Origin of the sequence: Bacteriovorax sp. DB6_IX (genome assembly GCF_000447775.1) — a bacterium.
Taxonomy (GTDB): domain Bacteria; phylum Bdellovibrionota; class Bacteriovoracia; order Bacteriovoracales; family Bacteriovoracaceae; genus Halobacteriovorax_A.
The window spans coordinates 1-26,253 of record NZ_AUNJ01000264.1; the positions used below are offsets into that span (position 1 = coordinate 1).

Here is a 26,253-nt window from a genome sequence, read left to right on the forward strand (position 1 = left end):
AAATGATTGAACTCTCTGTTGGTAAGTTTTTGCTTCAACTTGCTTTTCCATAAGAAGTTCACGATCCTGATCATATGTAGATTTCATATCTTCATATTCAGTATTCATATCTTCCATACGAGTTGTCAGATCTTCTAGCTCTTCTTCAAGTTGAGACTTCCCTTTCATGAAAGACTCTTCTTTTTCTAGAATCTCAAAACGAAGCTTAGAAGTTTCATCTCTTCTATTTTTTAGGATATCAAGTCTTGTATTCCCTGACTCCATTCCTGCGAGTTTAGAATCTAGTGCTGATTTCTTAGATGCGAAGTCAGCCTTTGCATCAGCAAGTTCTTCTCTGGCCTGATCATGTAAGTCTACAGCTTGAATAAGTGCTTCATTACTTTCTTCAACTTGAGTTTCAAGCTCTGCAACTTCAATATTAAGGGCCTCAAGGCTCGCTGTTAATTCTTCAATTTTATTATTTCTAGCAACTGCAGATTGAGTTGCATCTTCATCACCTTTAACAACAAGTACAGTTGCTTTATTTCTATTTCTTAGAACCTTCTTTCCAGCAAGGTCAGAAATACCGATGAAGTTTACTGAACTACCAATTGTTCTCGCCTTTTCAACATCTAGGTCTTCAACGATGAACAGACCGTTAAGATATGGCATAAGACGTGACTTATATTCCTCTGGTAATTGAACGACATCAGAAAGGCTTACTAACTCTTGACCTAGTTTAACAGTGAGTCTTTCTTTAGTTTCTTCAGTGACAAGATCAGCTTCTTTATCACCAAGAAGAATTTCCAATGCTTTGGCCGAATCTTTATTGATCCATTCTTTAAGTAGTGAAAGATCATCTTCTTTACTTACAAGAGTTTCGAAGAACTCTCCAAGTAATGCTCCAACAGCATCAGTATACTTTTCGTCACATTTTACAAGGCTACCAAGAACACTATAGTCCTCAGAACCTGTTTCATTTAAAAATTCAGAAATCCCTTCTTTTGCCCCCTCAAGTGAAGCAGCAACTTCTTTTAATGAATTCAAACGTGATTCAACAGTGATTTGTTCTTTTGATTTATCTCTAAACTGTGCAGAAAGTTCTTTATCCTTAGCTTGAGCTTCTTCAAGTTGAAGCTTTAAGTTCGCTTCCTTTTCAGTTAACTCAGCAACAGCATTTTCTGCAGCAATAACTTCATCTCTTTCTTTCGCAATTTCAGTTGAAACTCCAGAGTATTGTTTTTCTAGGGCTTCAATTTCAGTAGCAAGATCCTGAAGAGATGTAGCGTATTCTTCTAGTTTCGAATTATTTTGGAACGCTTGTTGTTCCATCTTTGTCATGGCCTCTTTCTTCTCGGTCATTTCTTCAACAACTGTAGTAAGGGCCTCTTTCTTTAGTTCAAGCTCAGACTTAACTTCTTCAAGTCTTTCCTCTTCAGCCGCGTAATCATAATCTTCTTTCGCGCTTTCAATAACTTCATTCATCTGAGTTGCAAGAGCTTCTTTCTTTTCAGTTCTCTCAAGCATTTCTGCTTTAAGATCTTCAATCTCTTGTGCTCTTAGATCTGCTTGCTTTTCTTTGTCTGAAAGAGCATTGCATAGAGAGTTTAGTCTCTCTTCTGCCGCAGCTAATTTATTTGAAATTTCATTTCTATCTTTTTGAAGATTCTCAATACACTCAGTTTTTTCTTCTCTTTGGTATCTCTCTTCTTCAAGAGATACTTCTAGATTTTCTTTCTGTGTGTTCCAAGTCTCAAGAAGAATTCTTTTTTCATTGAATTCAATATTTCCATCACGTAGTTCTTTAAGTGCATCAAAAACTTTGTGAGCATTAACTGAAACTTCAGTTCTTTGAATTTTATCTTTGAGAGTTCTCGCTTTCTCAGCTTTTTCAGCTTGCGATTGAAGAGACTTCAAGTTCTTCTCAATCTCTACAGTTAGATCGTTAAGACGATTTAAGTTTTGCTCTGTTGCTTCAATCTTTCTCATTGATTCTTTCTTTCTAAGTTTAAACTTAGAAATTCCAGCAACATCTTCAATCATAGCTCTTCTTTCAACTGGCTTGGCCTGAACAAGTCTATTGATCTCACCCTGAGCGATAATCGAGTAAGACTTTGCACCAGCACCAGTATCCATGAAGACTTCTTGAATATCTTTAAGACGAGCAGGCTCACCATTGATTCGATATTCTGTATCACCATTTCTGTATAGCTTACGTGTTAATTGGATTTCTGAAGGTGAAGCAACTCTATTTCCAATATGGATATGCTTCCCACCAGTATTCTCCATAACCAGAGTGGCCTCTGCAAATGAAGCAGGATTGTACTTAGATGAACCAGCAAAAATTAGCTCCTTCATTGAGTTTCCTCTAAGGTGCTTCGCCGATTGCTCACCCATAATCCAGAAAAGGGCATCAACAATATTTGATTTCCCACATCCGTTTGGACCAACAATACCTGTAATACCGTCATCAAAGTTGATGATGGTTCTGTCTTTAAATGATTTAAAACCTTGAATGATAAGTCTTTTGAGTTGCACTTATTAACTCCGTCGTCTCTTTCGAATTCTTCTCAAAAATTCTGTAAATTTCAGTTTTTCTGTGTGTTGTGTGTTAGGCCTCCAATCTACCATTAACAGAAGGGGTTCGTACATTTAAAAATGATTTTTGAGCTATTTGGACACATGTAATTACAAAGACTTAGAAAAGCCTTTTCTTACAATATATTGCATGGAATAGGATTTATTTACACTTCAACTGAGTAGAGAGTAAAAGCTTATTTTCCACAAAGTTAGACACTGAAACCTGGAGGATATTATCTACCTTCCAATACTCTGCTTTAGTGACTCGACCAGGAAACTGAGAAGAGAGATTTGTCATACGAATCAGGCGAGAGGCCTCCCAAAAAGTAGCATTCTCACTATTTGGAACATCTAACCAATTGTATACCTGTACGACTTTCGTACTTCCTTTCATCACCTTCACGCCGATGTACTCACGACCTTTTTCAGTAAAAGCCTTAATCATACAAGCCTTTAATTTCGATGAGTTACACTCTGTTTGAAACAGAATCTCATCACTCTTGTAGATTTTTGCCAGGTCACAATTAGACCAAGAGAGGGCCGGAGTTAGCAGTAATGTGAAGATCAATGTTTTCATAGAGCCTTCATACAAAAATACTCAGGTAATTCCAAGTTTAATTATACACCTCAGCAAATTTTCCTCATAATTATAAAGAATTTTTAACGAAATTGGGCCAGATACCGATAAGTCTGAGGTATGGAATCACACTCAAAACACGAACAGAGCAGTTATTTTACAGTAGATTTTGGCCTTATCTTAATTGATAAACCATTACCCTACTCAATCTACGTAAACTCATCGAGTCACGAATCACGTGATCGCTTTGTTAAAATTGTAGGAGCCGGAGAAGTTCTTACTTCAGAGCTTGTTGAAGGTTTCAAAAAATATCATCGTGTTTATATTTTAGAAACAGAGAGATCTCTCTATCTGATGAGCTTAGTTGATGCCACCCATGCTCCTGATATTGAGAGAGTTGCGGTTATCAAAGATTCGGCGATAAAACACCTGGACACAATCTTTGATCCCTCTAAAGAATTTAATACGGAAATTCTTGGAGAAGCAATTCAAGGTTGTCATGATTCTATGCAATCAATGGTTGGAGTTATTAGAGATTACGATATTAACAATCTCAAAAAACTTATCGGTGATTTATCATTCCATGATTTCTATACTTACGATCATTCAATCAACGTAAGTATGTATACAGTTTTAATTTTTAAATCGATGAAGCCTAATGCAAAAAATGAAGACCTCGTCACAGCAGGTCTAGGTGGGCTTCTCCACGATTTAGGAAAAATAAAAATTCCAACAGATATTCTAAACAATACAGACAAATTAACTGATGAAGAATTCGCAGTTATTAAAACTCACCCAGAATTAGGAGCAAAGCTCTTCGATGAAAGTGCTCCAGAACTTCCAGGTATCAATGCAGACTCGATTAAAAGAGTTATTTTAGAGCATCATGAAAACTGGGATGGAAGTGGGTATCCAAATGGATTAAAGGAAAAGGAACATCACCTTTTCTCAAGAGTTTGTGCTGTCGCAGATTTCTTTGATGCAGTCACAACGAAGAGATCATATTCTGATGTGATGTCAGTTGAAGATGCTCTTGCCGTCATGGAAAGAACTGTTGGAAAGAAATTGGATCCAGAAATTTTTAAATTCTTTACAGAGAAAGTTTCAAAAGCTGTTCTCAATGGGAAGTCGGCCATCGAACTTCCAGAGGATTTTGACACCGAGAGACCTCACAAGGTCCTTCCTCTTCAAAAGGTACAACCAAAGAAAATTAGCAGTGACTTCACTAAGGCCGAAGAACCTAAGAAGAAAAAAGCCGCCTAATTAGCTGAAATTAAAAAGAAAATAAGATTTTAAAGAAAAAGTGAGAAACTTTTAAAGTATTCTACGTATACCCATATACAAGCTTAAATGGAGGCTCAAAATGAAAAAGATTCTAATTCTATCAATTGTATCTGCACTAACTTTTGCTCAAGGTGGACGTGGTGGTCAAAGAGATATGGGAAAATTCAAAGAGAAGGCAACAGCTCGTCTCGACCAAAAAATTTCTATTCTTCAAGAGGCTAAATCATGTATCAGCGCTGCTGGTTCAAAGGAAGAAATGAAAGCTTGTCGTAAGTCGACAAAGGAAAAAATGAAGGCCCTTAGAGAACAAAACAAGAAAGAAAGGTCTGCAAATAAGGAAAAGAGAATTCAAAAACTCAGAGAAAAACTAAAAAAACTAGAATCTTCTGATTCTTAAGTTAAATAAAATTTTAGGATTTGTTAGAAAGATAAATGGTCGGAGTAGCAGGATTTGAACCTGCGACCCCTTGCTCCCAAAGCAAGTGCGCTACCAAACTGCGCTATACTCCGACATTTGTGATTGGGTGAATACGTTTATATTGTATCTTTCCTATTTTGGCAAATAATTTCTAGCATCGTTCCTTAAAAAACTTTTCAGCATGGAAGCAAGCTTTTGCTCGGTGAGAATTCTCATCCTTCCACTCAGGAAGTTCTGCAAGAGACTTGCCTCCATGATCACCTAAGGGTTCGAAAACAGGGTCATAACCAAAACCATGCTCCCCCTTATACTCCTGAGAAACAGTACCATCTACTCTTCCCTCAAAGAAATAAATTTCATTTTCTCCAAGGTAAAAACAAAGAACACAAACGAAGTAAGCCTTACGATTTTCTTCTCCCTTCATTTTCTCTAGAAGAAGCTCTGCTCTTTGTCGATTATCGAGTCCCTCACCTCCAAAACGAGCTGAATAAATTCCAAGCTCTTCAGGTAGCGCCTCAACACAAAGACCTGAGTCATCGGCCATCACTGGTTTACCAAATTTCTCATAGTAAGCCTTGGCCTTTAAGAGAGCATTCTCATTAAAAGTCAGGCCATCTTCAATGACGTCGAGTTTTTCTGGAGCTGCTTCAATTTTTAAAACTTCTGGATTAAAAATTTTAGCAAACTCTTCTGCTTTGTGGGCATTACCTGTGGCAAGTAAGAACTGGTGCATTCTCTTTCCTATTTAGTTTAGAACTTTAGCTTGAGCTTCAAAAACATGCTTCAAAGAAGTATTAGCGCAATCAATAAGAGCATCTAGTTGCTCTCGACTAAATGGCATTCCCTCAGCTGTTCCTTGTACTTCAATGAACTTTCCAGATTTTGTCATAACAATATTCATATCTGTTTCACAACTTGAATCTTCTTCATAATTAAGATCGGCAATCACCTTTCCCTCACCGTTGATTCCAACACTAAGTGCCGCTAGTGGCTCATTAATTGGATTTGATTCAAGGACACCTTCAGAGATCATTTTCTTAATGGCCATTTCAAGGGCCACATAAGCTCCAGAGATTGAAGTAGTTCTTGTTCCACCATCTGCAACAAGTACATCACAATCAACTGTGATCATTCTTTCTCCAAGTTTTTCCAAGTCAACTACAGCTCTTAAGCTTCTGGCGATGAGTCTTTGAATCTCTTGAGTACGACCACCCACCTTACTTCTTTCTCTTCTATTTCTTGAGTGAGTTGATCCTGGAAGCATCGAATACTCAGCTGTTACCCAACCTCTTCCCTGACCTTTTAGCCAGCTTGGAATATTTTCTTCGACTGTCGCAGTAATATGAACTTTCGTATTACCAAATTCTGCAATAACGCTTCCGGCCGAATAAGGGTTGATATTTGTTGTAAATTTAATTTCTCTTGGAGTATCTCTTTGAATCAAAGACATGGACAGGTCCTGTTTAGGGTTGATAGATTTAAAAAATCATAACACAAAAAGGAAGCTCATGAAACATCTCCACTTTGACCAAATTGATTCGACTCAAGATTTTTTCATCGATCAATTGAAGAGAGGAGAATCTATTGAGCTTGTTTCGGCAAAGAGACAAACAAAGGGACGAGGAAGAAGTTCTAATACATGGGATAGCTATGATAATTCTCTGGCCTTCTCATTTCAGTTAGAACCAGCAAATACACCAACTCTAACATCACTTGAAATTGGTGTTTTAATTTGTCTCTTTGCCAAAGAATCCCAGCTCAAACTTAAGTGGCCAAACGATATTCTAACTTCTCATTCTCAAAAGTGTGGTGGGATTCTTATTCAAATCATTGAAGAAAAGCCACTCATTGGTGTTGGATTAAACTGGGGAAGCTCAGCGGATAATAACTCTTACAAAACGGGAAAAGGAAGCCTTACTCAAGATCAACTAAGTGATGATGATTATAAAAATCTTCCAGCAAAGATCTATCAATTCATCCTAGCTCATCGTTTAAGTGATCAAGAAATCATCACAAAATGGAATGAACTCTGTGCCCATAAAGATCAAGATGTCTCTATTATTGACACAATTGAAGAGCGTGGTATCTTCAAAAAAATAGGCCCCTTTGGAGAGGCCTACTTAGATATAAATGGTCATTTAAAAAAGTTTTATGCGGGATCTTTAGTTATCCATTGATTTGAGAACTTTCTTACTAATCTCTTTGAGCTCTCTCTTAATTAGGTTTTCGGCAAGATCAGGTATGATTTCCCAAACAACCTTTTCAACGCGCTCTTTACAATATTCTTGAACATATTTTTCAACGATTGGCTCTAAGTCCCCTCTAATTTTTGCTTCTAAATCAGCTGGAAGATCTTCCATTTTCGTTGCAGTTGATGATTGCTCAACATGTTGTAGAGTCTGCTCAACAGCTTCAACAAGTGAAGGTTCATCTTCTTCCTCTTCCTCAACAATATCACCATCAAATGGTCCAGAGTATTCCTGCGTAATCTCACCAACTTCATCTTCATCAGAAATAGCGTCCTCATCTACTGACCAAAATGCGTCAGCATCAGATTGTGATTCTAACTCCTCAATTGACATTGAAGTGAGTGGTCCAGCGGCCTGAATATTCATTTCTACAGGTGCTGAATCTTCTTGTGGCTCATCACCATCAAAAGTATTTTCAAAGGCCTGATCAAGATCGTGATCAAGCTCCGCTTCACTAATTAGGTTTTCAGCAGAAAGGAATTTTGAAGCGAAGTCTCCGCCATCAGCTTGTGCCGGCTCTTCTTCAATGACTGGAGGAAACTCTTCATAAGTATTTGTGACATCACTTCCTTGAAGGTCTGCGCCATTAAATCCCCATCCTCCAAGCTCTTGAGAAAGCTCATTTGAAGATTCCTCTTGCGCATTATCATAATCTGACTCATCAGATTCATTTTCATCTGTGTATTCTTCGACATCAGGAGAATTAATATCCCAATCACCGTACTCATCTTCATCTTCTTCTTGTGTACTATACTCTAGTCCACCGTTTTCAATAAGGTCTTCACACTTATTGATAAACTTTTCAGTTTCAAATGGTTTAACGACTTTATCTGAATAACCTGATGCTCTGAAGCTATCTTCATCAACCGTATCAAAAGTCCCCAATAGGGCCATGATAGGAACACCAGCGTTCTTTGATTTTACTAATTTTCCAAGCTCATATCCTGACTTTGTCTCAGACAAGCTAAAATCTAAAAGAACCAGTGAGATATCATCTGAAAGATTATCTAATAACTCAGCTTCTGTTAGACATGGAACTAGATCATACTTTCTATTCCCAAATGTAATTTTGATAACTTTTTGAATTGTCTGGCTATCATCAGCAACAATGATTTTCGTTGTCATAAGCTTTTTATCTCCAGCTTATATTGTTACGCAAAATAGCTGTGTAATCAACTAAGAATTAAATTTTATCAGTAACTTAGACAGAGAGAATTATTGCTGATTGGTTGTCCAAATTTCCTCTGTCATTGGATAAGTTAATTAACGATTTCACTGACTCATGCTCGTCAGTACCGTGCTTATCAAGAATCACACGTAAATCATCAACTCCAAGACGAGAAAAGATACCATCCGAAAGAAGAACAACCTTATCTCCTTGCTGAAGATTCACTTCCCAAACCTTAGGATCAAGATCTTCATAGAGCCCAAGGGCCGAAAGTGGAAATGTTCGATAAGTAATATTCTGCTCAATTGAGCCTATTGGCGAAATACAATCTGGTGAGCTAATGAGAGATACCCTACCATTACGATAGAGAAACGCCGCACAATTTCCCACAGAAACAAGAGAAAGTATATTCTCAGAGATCATTGCAAGAATTTGTGAAACACCACCTCGCTCATTCATCTCACGAGAAGAGTTCTCTTTCAACAAGGCCTCATGTGCCAGAAATGTTGAATTGATAAGAGCATTGGTTTCTAGTAAATATTTTGGACTATAGAAATATGGCATCGTCGCATCTGGATCGGCCGAAACTTTTGAGAAGAATCCTTCTACCTTCTTCTTACATAAATCTACCGCTTGATCACCGATTGAACTACCACCAAAGCCATCAAATAGAGCAAAGAGTCTATTGTTAAGATCAACGAGGATATCGTCCTCATTCAAATTAAGATATGGTCCCTGATGAGTTTTTGCAAAGTAGCTTTGAATATCAATCATAAATCTCTTAACCTGTCCGTGGCCTTCTTATAATATTCGTTATCAGAAGGAGCAATCTGCTGTACCTCTTGGTACTTTTCCTTGGCCTCTTCAAAAAGTCCAAGGGACTCAGCAACAAGGGCCTCTCTATATGTTGATCTCGATCTCTTAGTAAGAGTCATTCGAATATCATCTAGTTCATTCAATGCTTCAGATAATGTTGGATCATACTTTAGAACGTCATTGTAGGCCCCATAAGCACCTTTCAAATCCTCTCCCTCTCGAAGAGATCTTGCTTTACCGAGAAGTGGATTCACAACTTCTGACAACTTCACCTTTGCGTCTTTCAGCATTTCTGTTGCTTCGGTCACAAGGTCTTGGTCCATATCTTTTTCGCGAAGAAATTTTTCAAGTGCACCAATAGCATTAAACCACTCTTCTCTTAGATAGAGATTCTTAGCAGGCTTTAGGGCATTAACCATTCTATTTCTTTCAGCTTTTTTCTGGGCCTCTTCGAGCTCTTTTCTTTGCTTTTCTTTGACCCAATCATTCAACTCTAGCTCTAGAGAAGTAACATCATAGTTCTCAGGATCAATAGATCTAATTTTAGAAAAGAGATCTTTAGCTTGGGAGACACTTCTTTCATCAACAGCAACTTTAGCTTTTTCTAAAAGATCAGCAACTTGTTTCTTTCTCTTGGCCTTTTCAAGAGCGAGACGTCTTTCTTCTTCAGCTTTTTCAAGCTTAGCAAGCTCATCTTTTACAATCTGATAGATTTGTTGTCCTTGCTTATAATCTTTTTTAATCAAAAAGAGTTTATCCAGTTGAGCCATCGCCTCAGGATACTTCTTCTCACTTAGATATGACTGTGCCAGTTGATAAAGAGATTCAGCTTCTTCAGCTTGTTCCTTTGTCAGCTTCTTTTCGTTAGGATTTGTCGGCTTAGCAACCTTTTCCTGCTTAGCCCCTTTCTTAGGAGCCGTCTTCTTCCCTTCTTCTTCAGTAGGGATGAACATAAGAATTCCCGCAAGAACCGCTCCATAAATCATGAGCTTCTTTCTTCCTGCTGGATCATTCCACATGGCCTTTAGACCACCGGCCTTTGAAGCGGCTGCTGGCGCTTCTTCACCTTCTTCTAAAATATCATCAAAATCTTCGTCGTCTTCATCGACCTCTAGAACTTCTTCAACTTCAACAACTTGATTCTCTTCAACCGGCATCAAGCTATCTTTTTGACTATCGATAAACTCACTTCCTACACGGACAGTGAAAGTAGATCCACCAATAACAAATTCATCACCGTTAGTAACTTCCTTTGTATTGATTCTTTTACCATTTAATAATGTTCCATTGGCAGACTGTAAGTCTTCCAGTGTACAAGTGATATTATTCTTTTTAATAACAGCATGAACACTTGAAACTTCTGGGTCTTGAAGAACAATCTGACACTTTTCTGGATCACGCCCAATAAAGGTTTCACCTAAAGTGATATTATAAGTATCGTAGGGTACGTGTTCCCCAAATAGCTCAAGAGAGAATTTTGCAAAACCTGAAAAGAGTTGAGTACTCTCTCCGGCATCTCCACCACCCTCATCATATTCTGCGACATCATATTCACCATCGCCATAATCTTCACCGTAGTCTTCATAGCCTTCTTCAGAGTATTCTCCTCCAAAATCTTCGCCTTCACCTTCGGCCTGATCAGAAAACTCGTCTTCCTCAGAAGAGAGCTCATCTAACGAAACGAATTGAGTATTTCCCTCTGTCGGTGCTTCTTCATCATCTCGATTTAGAAGTTCAGCATCAATCTCATCCTCTTCTGTTGAGACTTCTGTCTGAGTCATTTCTTCCTCTTCAGGAATAAGCTCAGGTGTATCAAACATAGTTTCAGTTGCTTCAACCTCAGTCGAGACTTCTGTCACATCTTCGACTTCCGGTTCTGCTGGCTCTGTTATAACAAGTTCAGAAACAGCAAGACTAAAACTATCTATTTGAATAGTGTCATTTTCATTTAGTGTCACAGCTCCCATGACTGGAGCATGGTTTACAGTGATATTTAGATAGGGAGAAAGATTACTGATTTCCCAGCTCTTTCCTTTGAACTCAATTTTGGCTTGTTCTCTTGAAATCTTCTTATCATCAAGAAAGACGTGACAATCCTTTGAGCGACCAATGAAGAAACTACTCTGCTCCCCTAGGTAAACTAATTCCCCTAGGTCCACAACATTTAGAATATTGTTGTTCTTAGAAACAGTGATTTTCACTTTCGTCTTTTCCTATCTTGTCGGCCATATCCTTAACGCTCTTATCAGCTTCAATGAATCTCTCATCTTCAGGATACTCTTTTAATAATTTATAAATTGAACAATATGTTCCAAGCGCCTGGTGATACTTTAATGCATCTTTATATTTTGTCGCTTGTAAAAACATTGACTCAATCTTCTCATCTAATCTTTGTTTCGCCTTATTCATATTGAAGGCAGCATCACCATTTGTTGGATCAAGTAAGAGTGCTAACTGAAACTCTTCCATTGCCCTAAAATAATTCTGCTCTCTCGCTTCTCGTCTTCCACGATGGATATAAGCTTCAATCTTATCTTGAATCTCTTTTTCCAATGCCGTGGTATTACTTCTTTTTCGGGTTGTATCTTGAACCACAACCGCGGCATCCTTTTTCGCCGCTTTTGGTTTTGGCGCTTCATCATCAGATGGCAAGAACATTGCAATTCCCGCGATGGCCACTAGTCCATAGATCAACTTCTTTCTTTTTTCTTCAGGAGACGAAGGAGCCTTTTTCTTCTTTTTCTTCTTTGGCTTCTTCTCTTCTACCTCTTCATACTCGTCTTCCAGCTCGTCATCATCGTCTTCGTCTTCATCATCTTCATCGATTACAGCGGGTGGTAGAACGTCGATAAAACTAAACTTAAAAACAGTACTCCCAACTATTATTTTATCACCATTCTTGAGTTTATGTTGCTTAACCTTAAGATCGTTAACCATAACTCCATTTTGAGAACCTAAGTCTGTCAAAACATAGTCTTTTCCAACCTTTACAAGCTCTAGATGCTCACGAGAAGCCTGGGTATCAATAATTTGTATGTCCGCCTGATTAGAGCGGCCCATGATCACTCTCTTGTCATTTAGATAATAACAAAGCCCCTTATTCTTACCTGTCATGCAGATAATTCTCTGGTACTTCCCAGCAGCTTCTGGGTGCGCTAAATCTCTCGTAATTTTTACTGCCGCTTTGACCATAATGACTTATTAACTATCCTTAACAAAAGTTATGTAGAATGCTTTTGCAAAGTTATCCTTTCCAATTAAACTCGTAACGTAAATACTATATTGATTTCCACCCAGCTCATATTCACCCTGTTGTGATGTTCCCCCATTGTCGGCCGAACTATCACAAAGCTCAATTACTGTTGCGGCAAATCCTTTCTCTCTAGCAACATCTAGAAGGTTCATTCCTTGAGATGATGATTCTCTTATACTCGTTAGGTCTTCTGCCTCACCATTGATATGTGCAAGATTTTTCTCAGAAGAAAGTACCATAACTGGCCCTTGGGCCCCTTGCATAAACTCATAGAGATTTGCGACATAGGTCTCATCACTTTCAAGTTCTGCAAATTCATCATCGGCGCCATCTTTTTGAAGCTCTCGTAGACGTTGTAAGATCGTATTAATTGAGTTTCTTAAAGGATTAAGTTCTTCCCAGAGATACTTGCTCTCAAGACCTCTTCTCTTTCCTCTAAGTGACTCTTCAATTTGAAATCTCATTTCATCAACATGTCTCATCGTTAGATAATAGAGTATTGCAAAGAAAACTACTGAGGCGAGAAATGATGTTACCAAGGACTCAAGGTATACCACCTGACTCTTTGATGCTTCTTCTGCAAGAGAAGCTGGCATAAATCGAATAGCGATAACCCCAACAACTTCAGATTCACCAGTTTGAACATTTGTGGCCTTAATCTTTTGACCAATTCCAATCTCACCACCTTCAAGACGAATAACTTTAGGGCGAGTTGAAGACTTATCCCGTGTTCTTTCTGCCCATTCTCTAACACTGGCCGAGAATGGATCTTTAATATATTGATTTAATCTCGTTAGAGGTCTTACAATCCTTCCGTTAATGTCAAAAAGATCATATGAAACAACACCACTGTTATTCTTGTCTAAGAATGTTGTATCAACTCTGTCTAAGTCTTTAACGGCAAGCGCCTTCTTATTTACTCTTGTAATTTCTTCTGCATAGTGAGCCCCTCTCTTCGCAACCTCTGCAAGTAATAAGGCCTTACTCGTTTGAAGAACAGGGAAAATAGTTAATGTCACGGTCACAACAACAAATATACTTAGAAAGATTCCTAAGAGTACCTTCCATTCATACTCTTCATTAATACCGTGAAATAATGGCATCAAACGGTAACGGAACATCCAAATGATTTTTGCCGCGATATTATCTGGCGCATCTCCACCAGTTAAGTAAGTTGGAGACTCATCTTCGTCATCTCGTTTTACTTTTTTCTTGATGACCTTTTTCTTCTCTTTTACATAGACAACCTGAATAATTGAATCAGGAAGAGCGATTTTATCTTTATTCTTTACCGTCGCCCTTTTGATAATTTTTCCATTAACAAAAGTACCATTGGCAGATCCTAAATCTTTAACATAGGCAACTTTTCCAGTTACATTGATCGAGAGATGTTTCTTAGAAACACCTTCTACAGGATAATGAATATCACATTCATCAGAGCGACCAAGAGTATTCTCTCCCTCTTCGAGAATAAATTCCTTTCCTCTTAGTTTTCCACCGACTACGACTAATTTGTACATACTGTTAAACTATCCCCTTCTTTGACGTTATCTGGTAATGTTCCAGCTCTTAATTCTAGAACTTGATTAGCTTTCCAGATAATCGTCGTCATTCTCCAAGGTTTAAGGTCCCTATAAATTCTAATTACCTTGAAGTCTTTATTCAGAAAGACTGCGTCTATGCTGAATCTCATAAAAAATGTATGTATCGAATTACATGGTCTTATAAGGAGTCCATCATAATTCTTCATTTCTTTCTTAAACATTAGGCCAATCATTCTACTGATTGGGTTATTCGCCAAACGTGTTTGCTGACTTATGAATTGTTCTCCCAATTTAACTTTCACTAGTTCCCCGCTACAAATTCAACGATAATTGGCGCAGCAACCATCAAAAATACCGCAGGAATAATAAAGGCCATCATAGGAAAGAGAATTTTTGTAGCTGCCGTAGCACCTTCTTTTTCAACCTCTGCTGATTTCTTTTGCCTAATTTCTTCCGAAAGAGCTTTTAAAATTGGCCCAATCGAGGCACCAACAGAGTCAGCTGCAATAAGAGTGGCACAGAAAGATGAAATTGGAATAAGATCAATTCTCCAGGCCATATTTCTAAGGGCCTCTGCTCTTGAAGCACCAACTTTAATTTCTTTAATCATGATTTCAAATTCTTCAGTAAGTGGTCCAGGTCTAGCCTTCTCCACAACTTTTGTCATCGCTGCAACGAAGTCCAGTCCTGCTTCAACAGACAGAGCGAGCATATCTACGGCAAAAGGCATTCCAGAAATAATTCCCTTTTGTCTTTGCTCAATCTTTCCCTTTACCCAAATATCAGGATATATGAAACCAATAGCAGCAATTACGGGTACCGCCTTTAGAGGCCAGTCCGCTTCCATAAATGATCTCACCGCAATGAAGACCACAGGGAATCCAATGATTAGGAATAACTTAAAGGCAAAAAAGTCTTCTGTTGTAAGTACATCGGTTAGACCAGAACTTGCGAGCTTCCTTCTGTACTTCTCCTTGATCTTCTTCTTATTCTTCATCTGAGCAACGATAGGTGAAACATACCGCTTAAAGAATGGTCTTGAGTATTGAAGAACAACACCATGACTTTTAGATTCTTTTGTCTTCTTATCTTCATCCTCATCAAGCTTTTGTGAAGCTTGGAATTGCTCATTATCTTGGAACATCATTCTCGTTACAATGAGAACGGCAATCCCGATTAGTGCAATTGCAGAGTAGAGAAGAAATTGAGAGCCTTCAAAACGATTCTCTCCTTTAAGGTGTTCACAAGCATGGATCTCTCCATCCTCACAGGCTTTCTTAACAAGCTCCTTCCCTTTTTTGGCGTAATCTATTTTGTCGTATTTAAATTTCGATTCTTTAAAATCTTGATAGAGAAGTCCTAACTCAAAACAACTTGAAGTCATCCCTTTGTTACAAGATTCCTCTAATAACTTTGCAAGCTCTCTCTTTCCAAAATCATCGTAAGCATTCTTACTTTGACCCCACGCCGCTGTCGGCGAAAGAAAGCATATCAAAAATAGAAATATGATAGTTATGATACTTCTCGTCATAACATTAGAATAACAAATTATTCCAATGTTACGTGACGAGGGAAAGAATATCCTAGTTTAAGTATTGGAATTTTCTGACTTCGAAGCAATTATCTTATTAATTTCCTCGGCCACATTTAGGTTTTCCTGTGTACCAACAGATTTTTCGATATCAGGAATATAGAGTGGCTTATAGTCTTTTAAATACTTCTTCTTGAGATCATAGATTCTCTCAAGCTTTTTATCTATATCTGCTTTTTCAATTTCTTTCTTCTTATAAGACTCTTGAGCAGCAAAGTAGGCCTCTTTACAACTATCCATACTTCTATACTCAAGTACATCAGCTCCAGCATTTAAGGCCATGACCGCTGCCTCACCATAAGAATAATTATCTGTGATGGCCTTCATATCCATATCATCTGTAATAATAACTTTTTTAAATTTTGTCTCCGATCTTAGAAGATCATAAGCATTCTTCGATAATGTACATGGAAGTTCTTCATCGATTGAATCAACTTGCATATGCGCCATCATAACGAATTCAACTCTCGACTTAACTGCCTTAACAAAAGGTTCGAATTCTTCTTCTCTCAGTTCTTCCAAAGATTTTTTGACGATTGGAAGATCATAGTGTGAATCCTTAGTTGTACAACCATGACCAGGAAAGTGTTTCGCACAGGCCATTATATCCTCTGTTTGAAGTCCTCTAATAGCAGAAGAAACAAAGAGAGAGACTGTTTCTTTATCATGCCCAAATGATCTATCACCAATAACTTTATTATTTGGATTAGTAAAAACATCACAAACAGGAGAAAGATTTATATTGATCCCACAAGCTCTAAGCTCTTTACCCATAACTGAGTGAGCTGCAAACGATTGCTTTGGTGAGTCCGTTTTAGCAAGGTCTAACATAGCTGGAAACTGAGTGAAGTGCTCTCTAAAACGAATGACTCTTCCTCCCTCATGATCAACAGCAATAAATAATGGGTAATGATCTCTAAGCTCTTGAATTGAATTTACAAGCTCAGCTAATTGCGCAGGACTTTCGTAATTATTTTTAAAAAGGATCACTCCTCCAATATTTTCATCACGAATAAACTTCTTCTCATCTTCAGTTAAAACTGTTCCTGAGATTCCAGTAATAAATAATTGTCCTAATTCTTTCATATCTAATCCCTTTATCAATAGGCTTTTCGACAGATTACCTTTTTAATTTAGGGTCAAGAACATCTCTTAACCCATCACTAAACAAATTTAGTGATATAATTAATCCCGTCATTAATATACTTGTGACAATAACAACGTGTGGTGCTTCCAATAGAACAACCTTTGCCATTGAAAGAATTGCACCCCAAGAATAATCACTTGCTCCTAATCCTAGAAAACCTAAACTTGCCTCTGAAATGATAACTCCACTTAGTCCTAGAACAAAGTGAACTGAAATAACCGGAAGAATTGAAGGGAGAATTGACTTAAAGAAAAGCCTTGATTGGCTCACTCCAATTGCTCTCGCGCTCTCTACAAAACCAAGATTCATAACACGCATTGTTTCACCGCGAGCGATACGAGCATACCCAGGCCATGAAGTAAAAATAAGACAAAGAATAAGTCCTGTTGTCGATGCACCAGAAAATGCCATAACAAGAATCGCTAACAGAATACTTGGAAAAATAAAAATCAGATTGGTTGCTAAGTCCATAAACTCAGATACAAACTTTATATTCAGTGCCGATAGATAACCAATGAAGATTCCAAAAGCACAAGAAAAGAAACTCACTGTTAACGATAGTGTCATCGTATAAATCAATCCAACACTTAAAACTTCAAAGAGGCTTCTACCATGTACATCAGTTCCAAATAAGTAGCCTTGAGTAAATGGTGCAAGAAGTTCATGCTCAATGACTGAACCAGGATTAAATCCAATACCGTTTCCAAAAGTCCAAAGCAATGCCCAAACTAAGTAAAGGGCCAAAATAAATCCACCAAAGATTATTTCCTTATTAAGCTTAACCTTAGTCATTACGCAATCCTCGGATCAAGTTTAGAGTTCAGATAATCAACAAAGAAATATATCAACATATAAATAACTGTTGAGTATGCGATAACACCTTGAACAATTGGATAATCTCTATTTCCAATAGCTTCAAAGAGAAGAGAACCTACTCCAGGAATGTCAAAAATCGTCTCTGTAATCATCGTTCCAGCAAGAACCACAGAGAGTTGAATCGCAACGACGTTAAGAATTGTTGGCATACAAATCTTTACAGTTCTAAGAAGGATATCCTTAACATGCATTCCCTTAGCGTGAAGTACAAGTACCCATAGCTGGTTATTTTCTTCAAGAAATTTATTTCTCATTACCCTTGTGACGACTGAGCTAAGTGGTAGAACCAACGTAACAACCGGTAGAACCATATGCTTCCAAGAATTCCATTCCGAAACTGGGAACATTCCCAACTTAACGGCAAAAACTAGGACTAGTAGTGGAGCTAATGAGAAAATTGGAAATGATAATAAGGTTAAAGTTCCAATACGAATGGCCCCATCCGCTGCCGTTGATTTCTTAACCGCAGAGAGAACTCCAATGGCAACACCAATAGGTGTTGAAATGAGAATTGAAAGTAAGGCCAGGAGAATTGTAGGCCTCATTCGAACTGATAGAAGTTCTACGACATCTTTTTTCTTAAAAAATGATTTTCCAAGATCAAAAACTACAACACCTTTTATAAAAGTATAATATTGCTTTATTAAACTTTGATCTAGGCCAAGCTGTGTTCGATACTTCATAACTTCTTCGACCTTGGCTTCTGGACCGAGAAGTCTTTCAACTGGATCACCTGGTGTTAATCTAAGTGCAAAAAAGATTGTTGAAATGGCAAAGACAAGTGTTATGAGTGATTTCATTAAGAACTTCATTTATCTTTCCTCTCTCTCGTAAATCCTTGTGAAGCCCAAACATGCTTAACAAGACGATACTCTTTATCTACAAAGTAGAATTGATTCTGTCCTCCAGCATCTAAAGTTAAACGATGCTGCCCCAATCTATTTCTTCCATCGTAAATCAAACTAGCAATAGCAATTGGTTCACTAGGAATATTTAAGAACTGTTCTTGAAAATATGGGAATGCTTCCCAAACTAAAGTGAAGTTCATTTTACCTCCACCTTTTTTTATGGCCTGATCTAGAAAACCTGTTACAACTGCGCACTCAACAATGCTCGAATAGTAACAGATATTTCCATTCCCCTTAGGAATATCATAGGTCTTTTCACCATTCCATTGCTTTTCAGGACTCTCCATACGAACAATTAGCTGATTCTTCTTTGTTATTAGATTCATGCGAGATGTATATTTCTTACCGTTAAGATAATAAATAGCTTCTGATTGTTCTGGATTTAGGATCGTAACTTTTGGATTGAGATTCTTCTTACTTGATATCGTAATAACTTTTTCAAGGTATAGTTCTGAAGCGGGATCAACTCTCACACTCTTTTTTACAATAAACTTTGCATTAGGTGAGAAACCACTTTCTCTTGTAGAAAAGAAGTTACCATTTTCTTCTACCTGAACATAGAAGGCCTTATCTGCTTTCAAGGAGTCTTTTTTAACTCCTAAAAAAGAACAGCTTGTAAGTAGTAATAAAGCTAGTATCCCTTTCATTATTCCTTCATCGAATCTATAAACTTCTGAAATTCTTCATCTAAAGATGTTAAGACAATTGAATTGTCATCAAAATCATTAAGAACATTTTCAATGCTTTCATTTGAATTGAAGCTCAGACCAACTTTTTTAAGTGGTGCCGCTTCTATTCGAGCATTCAAATAATCAACATCATAAACAATCTCAATCCCTTCTAGGTTATGACTTTTACCATCAAGGATAAAAAGTGCTGATTGAGGCTTAGATGTTTTATAAGATTAAGCTCTGCTGCGTTACAAATAAAAGAAAGCCCTCCAGATGAGAGGTCTAAGACTTTCTCCCCTCCAAGCTCTGGCACTTTCTTCATTTCTTTTTCAAAGCTTTTAAAAAGAGCTTTCTCTGCACTTTGAAATCTATTTATTGAAATGACATTCTCCGCTTCTTCGACTTCACTCTCTTCATTTAAACTAAAGTAGAGATAGGCCTCAAATCTCGGATACATCATATATCTGATCTCTTGTCTTCTTTCAGCTCTGAAGATATCTCCTTCAGGCCTAAAGAAACAACCCTCTTCAAAATCAAACTTACCTTTGAAGTAATAGCACATCCCCCTCAAAGAAAATGAGGCGAAATAAACATCTTCATCATTGGCAAATTCTGGACGGTCAATTTTTACTGAATATTCATCTACATCATGTAGTTTTTGAGAGGTGAAGTTTTCAGCGTCCTGCCAAATCTTTAAAGAGTTTTTTGAAAAGAGGAGCTCCCTCAGTTTTGTTTCAATATCAGGGAGCTCAAGTTTTAAGAATAAATTCTTATGAACGGTCAAAGACCCTCCTCTAGTTTTTTACTTTGTTACGAAAGTGTCGCAACTTGCTTTAGAAGATCAATTGATTCTAAAGCCTTTCCACAACCTCTTACAACTGAAGTTAATGGATCTTCTGCAAGAGCAACAGGAAGTCCTGTTTTCTCTTTGATAAGAACATCTAGATTAGCAAGTAATGAACCACCACCCGCTAGGATAATTCCATTATCAACGATATCTGCAGCAAGTTCTGGTGGAGTTTTTTCAAGTGAAGTTTTAATTGCTTCAACAACTTCTGAAATAGGATCAGAAAGTGCATCTCTGATTTCATCAGAAGTTACTTCGATAATTTTTGGAGCACCAGCGATTAGGTCTCTCCCTTTAACTTCGTATGTTTTAACTTCATCATCAAATGGATAAGCGTTACCAATTGACATCTTAATTGCTTCAGCAGTTCTCTCACCAATAAGAAGAGAGTATTTCTTTTTAATGTATGAAGAGATTGCTTCATCAAATTTATCACCCGCCACTCTTACAGATTGAGAGTAAACGATTCCACCGAGAGAGATAACAGCAACTTCAGTTGTTCCCCCACCGATATCTACGATCATATTTCCTGATGGCTCAGTAATAGGAAGTCCAGCACCAATTGCCGCGGCCATTGGCTCTTCGATAAGATAAACTTCTCTAGCACCAGCTTGCTCAGCTGATTCTTTTACCGCTCTCTTCTCTACTTGAGTAATTCCAAATGGAATACAAATGATAATTCTCGGCTTAACAAGTTTTGAACCTGCTAATGACTTTCCAATGAAGTACTTAAGCATAGCTCCTGTAACTTCGAAGTCAGCAATAACACCATCTTTCATTGGACGAATTGCTTTAATCGAACCTGGAGTTCTACCAAGCATTTGCTTTGCTTCTTTACCTACAGCTAGAACCTTACTTGTTCCTTTGTAACCTTGGTGTACTGCAACTACAGATGGCTCGTTAACGATAATCCCTCTATCTTTTGCATACACAAGACAGTTTGCTGTCCCTAAGTCGATTGCTAAATCATTTGAAAACCAGTCAAAGAATTTTTTAAACATTTCAGGTTCCTCTTTATATAAAAATAATTATTAATTACCAGTGGTAATGTCTTACGTTTTCACCTCTATCAGCAATGTCGGCCATCGCTTCAATCCCTAATTCGATATGTCTATCAGTGAAGTTCTTGAAAACACCTTTCGCTGATTTCTTAGTTTTGATTCCATCCTTAGTCATAGGACAATCAGAAATAAGAAGTAAGGCACCAATATTAACTTTACTTACGAAGCAAGAAACAAATAGTGCTGCTGTTTCCATTTCAACAGCAATAACTCTTTCTTCGATAAGCTTTTCTTTAAATCTCTCATCAAATTCCCAGAACCTATAATCCGTAGAGTGGATTGTTCCAGTTCTATAATCGTAACCATGCTCAACTAAGATTTGAGAAACAAATTTCTGAACCTTAAATGTTGGAAGAGCTGGTACTTGCTTAGGAAGGAAGTGCTCAGTCACACCTTCTGCTCTAATCGATGCAATTGGAAGACAAAATCTCCAACTTTTAGCGATGGGTGAACAGCTCCTGCCATCCCTAAAAAGAGAACGGCCTTCGGCTGAACAACAGAAAGTAGCTCACCAATAAGTGCGGCCATAGCTGCACCTACACCAAACTCAATGATTGTTACTTTTGCTTTCTTCGATGAAGAAGCCTTAAAAGCTGAACCTTGTGTATAGTGGTGGTCATCTAGAAGATGATTGAACCTTTCAATATAATAGTGAAAGTTTGTAAGAATAATTTGTTCTTGAAAATCTTCAAAGTCATGACCAGTGTAACGCTCAAGCATATCAATTGCGATCTGCTTCTTATCTTCGTTCCAGTGGATCCTACGAGCTCTAAGAGCTGCGCGTTTTGCCTCTAAGTTTGCGGCCATCTTCTTCGTTGTTTTCTTAACAAGACCAGCTTGGTCCATGGCAAGATCATCTACGAAGGCAGAGTCGATTCCATTGACTTTAGAAGCGGAAATTTTCTTAGAAGTTTTCTTAGAAGTTTTCTTTGCAGTTTTCTTTGTTGTTTTCTTTGCAACTTTTTTAGTAGCTTTAGTTGCAGTTTTTTTTGCAATTTTTTTAGTAGTTTTTTTAGCCGTTTTCTTCACAGCTTTCTTAGTCTTTTTTGCAGCGCACATTCCGTTACACCCTTTTTACAGCATCCAATTTGCTTATTATCTAGTAAAATGTACCATTTACGTATTTTTTTTGACAACCTTTAATATTTTCACACAACATTTTTTGATTACACCATCCCTCTTGCCATTTTGGCCTAAATTTTCTAGTATAGGCGAACTGTTTTATCACTTTGCAAAAGGATTCAACCATGGGTATGGGAAGAAAAAAGACAATTCTTAAGATGAAAAGAAAAAAGAATCAACTTAAGAAGAAGCAGAGAATTCTTAACAGAATTAACGCTAAGAAGTAAAAGCAGACTACTCTGCTTTTACTTCCTTCATCCTCATCTTACTAGTCTTACCTCTATAAAGACTCATCGTATTCATAGATTTAATCCAAACATTGTCATCAAGCCTCCAAGAGCCAGTTAAGCCTCTTAGATTAGCTAATGATCTCAGACTCCCCTCAAGGGCCGCACGACTTTCATATTGACCATTTCTCAGGATATTATTGGCCACTTCAAAGGCCTCATAACCAAGGATCTCGATAAGTCTTGGTTTATTCCCATAACGCGCCTCATAACTATTTGAGAAATCAGATTCATGTTTAGGAACATCACTATCAACAAAGTAAAGTCTTCCAAGCTTGAAGCTCTCTTTCGAGATAATCTGTGATCTCCAACTCGGATCTCCAATTAGTGGGATATCAAATGCATCAAAGTATCCAAATGACGGAATCAGCTGAAGTGCCTCAGATGGAAATGAAGGAATAAATGTCCAATCAAAATCAATCTCTGGTTTCAGTGTTTGAATTCTTCTAATACTTGTCGCACCTTCGAGCTCATGAAGTTCTTTAAGAATCTCAAGCTCCTCCTGTCTCTCACGTGTAAACTTGAGACCAAGTAGTCTCTTAACAGTATCTCTGTGGTCAGTGCTACTTCTGTCATATGAGTAAATATTTTGAACTTCTACACCTTTCTCATTGGCCTTTCTCCAGAACTCATCCATATAAGCAATCCCTCTATCAGAAGAAGGATAAATAATGGCCCCGTTGCGACCAAATGTATTCAGGAAGTCTTCTGAAAACAGAACCGACACTTGTGATTCAACAGAACCTGGAATCTCAACAAGAAGGTGGTCTTTAATTCCTTTGTCAGCATAGATTTGTGATAAAGAAATAAAGAATGTCCCAAGTCTTTTTGAAACTTCATATTCTGCAAGGGCTTCAGTTGAAAAGAGTCCTCCAACAATAAGAGCGACATTTTTATTTTCAATCAAATCTGTCACAAGGTTCTTACCAACAATGGCACTCCCCTCACTATCGGCGATGTGAAGTTGAATAGGAACAAAGCCCTCTGCATTTTGATTTACTGAATTATAGCGTCTCACAGCATGGTCAATCCCAGCGAGAGCACGTCTTCCAAAAACGGCCTTCTTTCCACTAAGTGGAAGAATCACCCCAATTGAGAATTGATTTAGTGCCGAATAATTCTTCAATCTCGACTTAAAATTAACAACAAGATTCATCAGTTCTTGATTGTCATCATATTGATCTTCAATCCACTCAAGTAGATCCTCAGCATCTTCTCTTTTAGCAAGAGTGTGAAGTTGCTCAACTTCTAAGTAAGTAAGATATCCAGAGACAAGTTTATTATCAGCTCCAAAATCCTTCACCATTCTCAGCCTTTCAGACTGATTCATGGCAAAATACTGAGCAACAAGCTCACTAAACTCTGGTGCCGATTTCAAAGAAACAAGGTCCTTCTTTTCAGACATTAACCACATCAGTGATTCCGTCACAATCCTCTTCTTCCCCAACTCCTTTGAAACACTAATTCTTAATTTGTGATAATTTTGAAACTCCTTACCTTTGAGGTTCTTAAAATCACAAAGCATTAGTGTTGAAAGCGTATTATCAACATCACCCAATTTAAAATAGCTGCTCGCAAGATTTAAATAAATCTGCGCCGTCAACTTCTGGTCCAAACTCGATGAAGTTAGGGCCGTATTAAATTGAAAAATGGCTTGTTCAAATTCACCCTTACCAAAATGAATCACCCCCATGAGGTTCCTCTTCATCGCCCTTTCAGACGGCAGTAAGAGATCTTCTTTAATCAAATTCAAATCAGCTAAGGCCTGCTCCGCATTTCCTTGCGAGAAAACACCTTTGGCCCTTTCAATCTTTGCAATGAACTCTTTAGTGTAAAGGTCTTCTGTTCCTCTACTTATAAGTGAAACCCCTCCGCATCCGACGAGGCCTAATAGAAATAGGAATAGCACTATTCTCTTCATATTCTTCCTTGAGTTTTAAAATAGGCGTAAGTGAATTAATTTTAACATTTTAAAGAAGATTTCAATAGATGGAAACACGGAATAATTGATGAAAAATGGGAGCGATAGCCCCCATATCCGACAAAAGAAATCCACTATTTATTTATAAGAGAGTTTTTGAACTCTCTTTACTGCTTACCAGTATACTCATATTTATCTTTTACTAGCTTTTCAATTTCTGAGTTTGGAACAACTGGGAAATTTGTTTTTGTATAGAAAGATTCCCAGCCATTTTTCTGAAAATACCCTTCCCAGAACTTGCACTCTTCTTTGTGTCTTTCAGTTCTACACAGTTTAGATGGGCGGTACGAATAACTTGTATCAGTAAACAATACGTCTCCAGTAAAATTAATCTGAAACAATCTAAATTTTTTAGTTCCTTTAATTTTGATTATTTCTAAACCAAATTTTATGTCTTGACCAAGAAAAATAAAGCGATTCTCCCTCTGACTAACTTTAGCATACTTTAAAGTTTCAATGATTAAATCCTTTAAACAGTTATCTATAACATAAAGCTCAAGCTTTCTCATTAACCTCTCTGAAGGTTTTTCACGAGGAAGAGTGAGCTGACATTTTTCAAAAGAATTTAATACTCGAGGAGAAAAACCTTTATACTTATTTGCACTTTCTGGACTAAACAACTGAGTTGGCCAGATATATTTACTAAGTTTTTTCTTGTTTATGTTCTCACTATAAAAGAGACAATCATCTCTTTTAAAACACTTTTCAAATTCGTCGATTAAAGGAAGATATTCTTTACGAATCTCGGTATAACTATCCTCCATAATCTTAACAATATATCCATCAAATTCACTAACCGGATAATACTTTTCTCCCTCAAACAAATAATGGGGTTCTTTATCATCACTAACTTTCAATCCAATTAATGGACTTAGCTGCTGCTTATAAGAAACTAAGCCATATTTATGAGCACAGTTCCAATTAAAAATTCTACTATCATAAAGGGGGTCATTACTTCTGTACTCATCATTATAACCACACAAGAGTTTACCGTTATGAAAAAATCCATCTTGATTGATGGTAAAGGACTTTCCTGATTTAGACTTTAACACTGTTTTAAATTTTCTAGGAGAAATCCAAGGATAATCACTATTATGGTCATGGTTTTTTGCGAATAAACTATAACCTATACCATCTCTTTGACTTTCATATTTACCTAATTCACGTACAATTAGACTCGAATTAGAGTACAAATAGTGCCCCTTTTTATCAGGATAAATTCCCCATCCCAAATCAAGATTATACTCTTTCGCTGTGATAGCTTGAGTAGTAAATATTAAAAATACTAGTATTAATCTCATCTCTTATGACCTTCAATAACAACGATTGTATAAGATATCTTCCCCATACAAACGAACTCAAAAATAAATGGAACTTTCAAAAGCTCTTTTTAGTTCTTATCAATATACTCAATCTTATCTTTTACTAGTTTTTCAATTTCTGAGTTCGGAACAACTGGGAAATTTGTCTTTCTATAAGGTGCATCCCATCCATTCTTTTGAAAATACTCTTCCCAGAACTTACATTCTTTTTTGTGACGTTCAGTTCGGCAAAGATTAGTTGGTCTATATAGCTGATCCGTATTTTCCCAATTCAATCTATTCCAAAAGGAAACATAGGCTAGTCTTACTTTTTTCTTAGGCCCGAGAGAAACGAATCGAAGAGTAATCTCTAAGTCTTCTCCCATCAAACGTTGAAAAATGCTATACTTCTGAAAGTCTGCATTTTTAATATTTTTTCTAATCATATTTGCTAGACACTTTTTTATAATATACAACTCGTATTTATATCTTATTGAGTCTGGCAGTTTTTTTTCAGGTAATTGAAGACCACAGTTTTCGAACCTCTTCAAAACTCGTGGCGTAAATCCAATATAGTTATTCGCAATACTAGG

At 37.3% G+C, this 26,253-nt stretch carries 24 protein-coding genes, 1 tRNA gene and 1 pseudogene; 3 read left to right on the forward strand and 23 right to left on the reverse strand.

From position 1 onward, the window contains the following. On the reverse strand, nt 1-2,517 hold a 2,517-nt coding region (locus M901_RS07735), incomplete at its 3' end, for an AAA family ATPase (protein WP_021277636.1). A 202-nt stretch (nt 2,518-2,719) separates the two neighbouring features. Further along, nucleotides 2,720-3,136 (reverse strand): hypothetical protein, encoded by a 417-nt coding sequence (locus M901_RS07740; protein ID WP_021277651.1) that lies wholly within the window; start codon nt 3,134-3,136, stop codon nt 2,720-2,722. A 120-nt stretch (nt 3,137-3,256) separates the two neighbouring features. On the opposite strand from M901_RS07740, the gene M901_RS16405 reads away from it, so the two are divergent. Together M901_RS16405 and M901_RS07750 are read left to right on the forward strand one after the other, a co-directional pair. Continuing rightward, on the forward strand, nt 3,257-4,399 hold the full coding sequence (locus tag M901_RS16405; RefSeq protein ID WP_021277633.1) for an HD-GYP domain-containing protein: 1,143 nt from the start codon (nt 3,257-3,259) through the stop codon (nt 4,397-4,399). 100 nt (nt 4,400-4,499) lie between these two features. After that, nucleotides 4,500-4,817 (forward strand): hypothetical protein, encoded by a 318-nt coding sequence (locus M901_RS07750; protein ID WP_021277647.1) that lies wholly within the window; start codon nt 4,500-4,502, stop codon nt 4,815-4,817. A 36-nt stretch (nt 4,818-4,853) separates the two neighbouring features. Here the strand turns inward: M901_RS07750 and M901_RS07755 are convergent. From M901_RS07755 to rph, 3 genes are all read right to left on the reverse strand, one after another. Then, nucleotides 4,854-4,930: transfer RNA gene (locus M901_RS07755), tRNA-Pro, on the reverse strand. Between the two features lie 59 nt (nt 4,931-4,989). Then, nucleotides 4,990-5,571 carry an RdgB/HAM1 family non-canonical purine NTP pyrophosphatase gene (rdgB, locus tag M901_RS07760; protein ID WP_021277654.1) on the reverse strand — a complete coding sequence of 194 codons (582 nt, stop codon included), beginning with the start codon at nt 5,569-5,571 and terminating at the stop codon, nt 4,990-4,992. 12 nt (nt 5,572-5,583) lie between these two features. After that, on the reverse strand, nt 5,584-6,288 hold the full coding sequence (gene rph, locus M901_RS07765) for a ribonuclease PH (RefSeq protein WP_021277656.1): 705 nt from the start codon (nt 6,286-6,288) through the stop codon (nt 5,584-5,586). 58 nt (nt 6,289-6,346) lie between these two features. On the opposite strand from rph, the gene M901_RS07770 reads away from it, so the two are divergent. Further along, entirely contained in the window at nt 6,347-7,015 is a 669-nt protein-coding gene (locus tag M901_RS07770) for a biotin--[acetyl-CoA-carboxylase] ligase (RefSeq protein WP_021277648.1), read from the forward strand. On the opposite strand, the gene M901_RS07775 is transcribed toward M901_RS07770, so the two are convergent. The 18 genes and pseudogenes from M901_RS07775 to M901_RS07855 form a co-directional block, all read right to left on the reverse strand. After that, entirely contained in the window at nt 7,001-8,212 is a 1,212-nt protein-coding gene (locus M901_RS07775) for a response regulator (RefSeq protein WP_021277644.1), read from the reverse strand. The genes M901_RS07770 and M901_RS07775 overlap by 15 nt on opposite strands. Nucleotides 8,213-8,288: 76 nt before the next feature. Then, the gene (locus M901_RS07780) at nt 8,289-9,029 is read right to left on the reverse strand and encodes a PP2C family serine/threonine-protein phosphatase (protein WP_021277638.1); all 741 of its coding nucleotides are present in this window, start codon (nt 9,027-9,029) and stop codon (nt 8,289-8,291) included. Then, nucleotides 9,026-11,272, reverse strand: a complete 2,247-nt coding sequence (locus tag M901_RS16410) for an FHA domain-containing protein (protein WP_021277657.1) — start codon at nt 11,270-11,272, stop codon at nt 9,026-9,028. Before M901_RS16410 ends, M901_RS07780 begins: the two co-directional genes overlap by 4 nt. Beyond that, complete coding sequence (locus M901_RS07790) at nt 11,253-12,263, reverse strand: FHA domain-containing protein (RefSeq protein ID WP_021277659.1); 1,011 nt, start codon at nt 12,261-12,263, stop codon at nt 11,253-11,255. The genes M901_RS16410 and M901_RS07790 overlap by 20 nt, the downstream gene beginning before the upstream one ends. A 9-nt stretch (nt 12,264-12,272) precedes the next feature. Further along, nucleotides 12,273-13,844 carry an FHA domain-containing protein gene (locus tag M901_RS07795; protein ID WP_021277645.1) on the reverse strand — a complete coding sequence of 524 codons (1,572 nt, stop codon included), beginning with the start codon at nt 13,842-13,844 and terminating at the stop codon, nt 12,273-12,275. Further along, nucleotides 13,832-14,170 carry a DUF192 domain-containing protein gene (locus M901_RS07800; protein ID WP_053335841.1) on the reverse strand — a complete coding sequence of 113 codons (339 nt, stop codon included), beginning with the start codon at nt 14,168-14,170 and terminating at the stop codon, nt 13,832-13,834. Before M901_RS07800 ends, M901_RS07795 begins: the two co-directional genes overlap by 13 nt. Then, complete coding sequence (locus M901_RS16415) at nt 14,170-15,399, reverse strand: type II secretion system F family protein (protein WP_053335842.1); 1,230 nt, start codon at nt 15,397-15,399, stop codon at nt 14,170-14,172. The genes M901_RS07800 and M901_RS16415 overlap by 1 nt, the downstream gene beginning before the upstream one ends. Nucleotides 15,400-15,456: 57 nt before the next feature. Next, complete coding sequence (gene nagZ / locus M901_RS07810) at nt 15,457-16,545, reverse strand: beta-N-acetylhexosaminidase (protein ID WP_021277646.1); 1,089 nt, start codon at nt 16,543-16,545, stop codon at nt 15,457-15,459. 34 nt (nt 16,546-16,579) lie between these two features. Next, complete coding sequence (locus M901_RS07815) at nt 16,580-17,398, reverse strand: ABC transporter permease (RefSeq protein WP_021277649.1); 819 nt, start codon at nt 17,396-17,398, stop codon at nt 16,580-16,582. Further along, complete coding sequence (locus M901_RS07820) at nt 17,398-18,294, reverse strand: ABC transporter permease (protein ID WP_021277639.1); 897 nt, start codon at nt 18,292-18,294, stop codon at nt 17,398-17,400. Before M901_RS07820 ends, M901_RS07815 begins: the two co-directional genes overlap by 1 nt. Beyond that, nucleotides 18,291-19,037, reverse strand: coding sequence for a hypothetical protein (locus M901_RS07825; protein ID WP_021277643.1), 747 nt, complete (start codon nt 19,035-19,037; stop codon nt 18,291-18,293). The genes M901_RS07820 and M901_RS07825 overlap by 4 nt, the downstream gene beginning before the upstream one ends. Next, nucleotides 19,037-19,198 (reverse strand): hypothetical protein, encoded by a 162-nt coding sequence (locus M901_RS17490; protein ID WP_021277653.1) that lies wholly within the window; start codon nt 19,196-19,198, stop codon nt 19,037-19,039. The genes M901_RS07825 and M901_RS17490 overlap by 1 nt, the downstream gene beginning before the upstream one ends. 32 nt (nt 19,199-19,230) lie before the next feature. Beyond that, a complete protein-coding gene (locus tag M901_RS07830; protein WP_021277637.1) occupies nt 19,231-19,845 on the reverse strand; it encodes a hypothetical protein in 615 nt (204 codons plus the stop codon). Nucleotides 19,846-19,871: 26 nt separating this feature from the next. Continuing rightward, nucleotides 19,872-20,909 (reverse strand): rod shape-determining protein, encoded by a 1,038-nt coding sequence (locus M901_RS07835; protein WP_021277634.1) that lies wholly within the window; start codon nt 20,907-20,909, stop codon nt 19,872-19,874. Nucleotides 20,910-20,943: 34 nt separating this feature from the next. After that, a pseudogene (locus M901_RS18380) lies at nt 20,944-22,028 on the reverse strand (AMP nucleosidase). A gap of 297 nt (nt 22,029-22,325) precedes the next feature. Beyond that, nucleotides 22,326-24,299 carry an ABC transporter substrate-binding protein gene (locus tag M901_RS07845; protein WP_034721271.1) on the reverse strand — a complete coding sequence of 658 codons (1,974 nt, stop codon included), beginning with the start codon at nt 24,297-24,299 and terminating at the stop codon, nt 22,326-22,328. Nucleotides 24,300-24,466: 167 nt separating this feature from the next. Next, nucleotides 24,467-25,660, reverse strand: a complete 1,194-nt coding sequence (locus M901_RS07850; protein WP_021277640.1) for a hypothetical protein — start codon at nt 25,658-25,660, stop codon at nt 24,467-24,469. Between the two features lie 89 nt (nt 25,661-25,749). Further along, nucleotides 25,750-26,253: hypothetical protein (locus M901_RS07855; RefSeq protein ID WP_232422518.1), on the reverse strand; the 504-nt coding region annotated here is incomplete at its 5' end.

Coding starts and splice junctions, on each gene's coding strand:
- M901_RS07740 (WP_021277651.1), bottom strand. CDS start 3,136: ATGAAAACATTGATCTTCACATTACTGCTAACTCCGGCCCTCTCTTGG.
- M901_RS16405 (WP_021277633.1), top strand. CDS start 3,257: ATGGAATCACACTCAAAACACGAACAGAGCAGTTATTTTACAGTAGAT.
- M901_RS07750 (WP_021277647.1), top strand. CDS start 4,500: ATGAAAAAGATTCTAATTCTATCAATTGTATCTGCACTAACTTTTGCT.
- rdgB (WP_021277654.1), bottom strand. CDS start 5,571: ATGCACCAGTTCTTACTTGCCACAGGTAATGCCCACAAAGCAGAAGAG.
- rph (WP_021277656.1), bottom strand. CDS start 6,288: ATGTCTTTGATTCAAAGAGATACTCCAAGAGAAATTAAATTTACAACA.
- M901_RS07770 (WP_021277648.1), top strand. CDS start 6,347: ATGAAACATCTCCACTTTGACCAAATTGATTCGACTCAAGATTTTTTC.
- M901_RS07775 (WP_021277644.1), bottom strand. CDS start 8,212: ATGACAACGAAAATCATTGTTGCTGATGATAGCCAGACAATTCAAAAA.
- M901_RS07780 (WP_021277638.1), bottom strand. CDS start 9,029: ATGATTGATATTCAAAGCTACTTTGCAAAAACTCATCAGGGACCATAT.
- M901_RS07790 (WP_021277659.1), bottom strand. CDS start 12,263: ATGGTCAAAGCGGCAGTAAAAATTACGAGAGATTTAGCGCACCCAGAA.
- M901_RS07795 (WP_021277645.1), bottom strand. CDS start 13,844: ATGTACAAATTAGTCGTAGTCGGTGGAAAACTAAGAGGAAAGGAATTT.
- M901_RS16415 (WP_053335842.1), bottom strand. CDS start 15,399: ATGACGAGAAGTATCATAACTATCATATTTCTATTTTTGATATGCTTT.
- nagZ (WP_021277646.1), bottom strand. CDS start 16,545: ATGAAAGAATTAGGACAATTATTTATTACTGGAATCTCAGGAACAGTT.
- M901_RS07815 (WP_021277649.1), bottom strand. CDS start 17,398: ATGACTAAGGTTAAGCTTAATAAGGAAATAATCTTTGGTGGATTTATT.
- M901_RS07820 (WP_021277639.1), bottom strand. CDS start 18,294: ATGAAGTTCTTAATGAAATCACTCATAACACTTGTCTTTGCCATTTCA.
- M901_RS07825 (WP_021277643.1), bottom strand. CDS start 19,037: ATGAAAGGGATACTAGCTTTATTACTACTTACAAGCTGTTCTTTTTTA.
- M901_RS07835 (WP_021277634.1), bottom strand. CDS start 20,909: ATGTTTAAAAAATTCTTTGACTGGTTTTCAAATGATTTAGCAATCGAC.
- M901_RS07845 (WP_034721271.1), bottom strand. CDS start 24,299: ATGAAGAGAATAGTGCTATTCCTATTTCTATTAGGCCTCGTCGGATGC.
- M901_RS07850 (WP_021277640.1), bottom strand. CDS start 25,660: ATGAGATTAATACTAGTATTTTTAATATTTACTACTCAAGCTATCACA.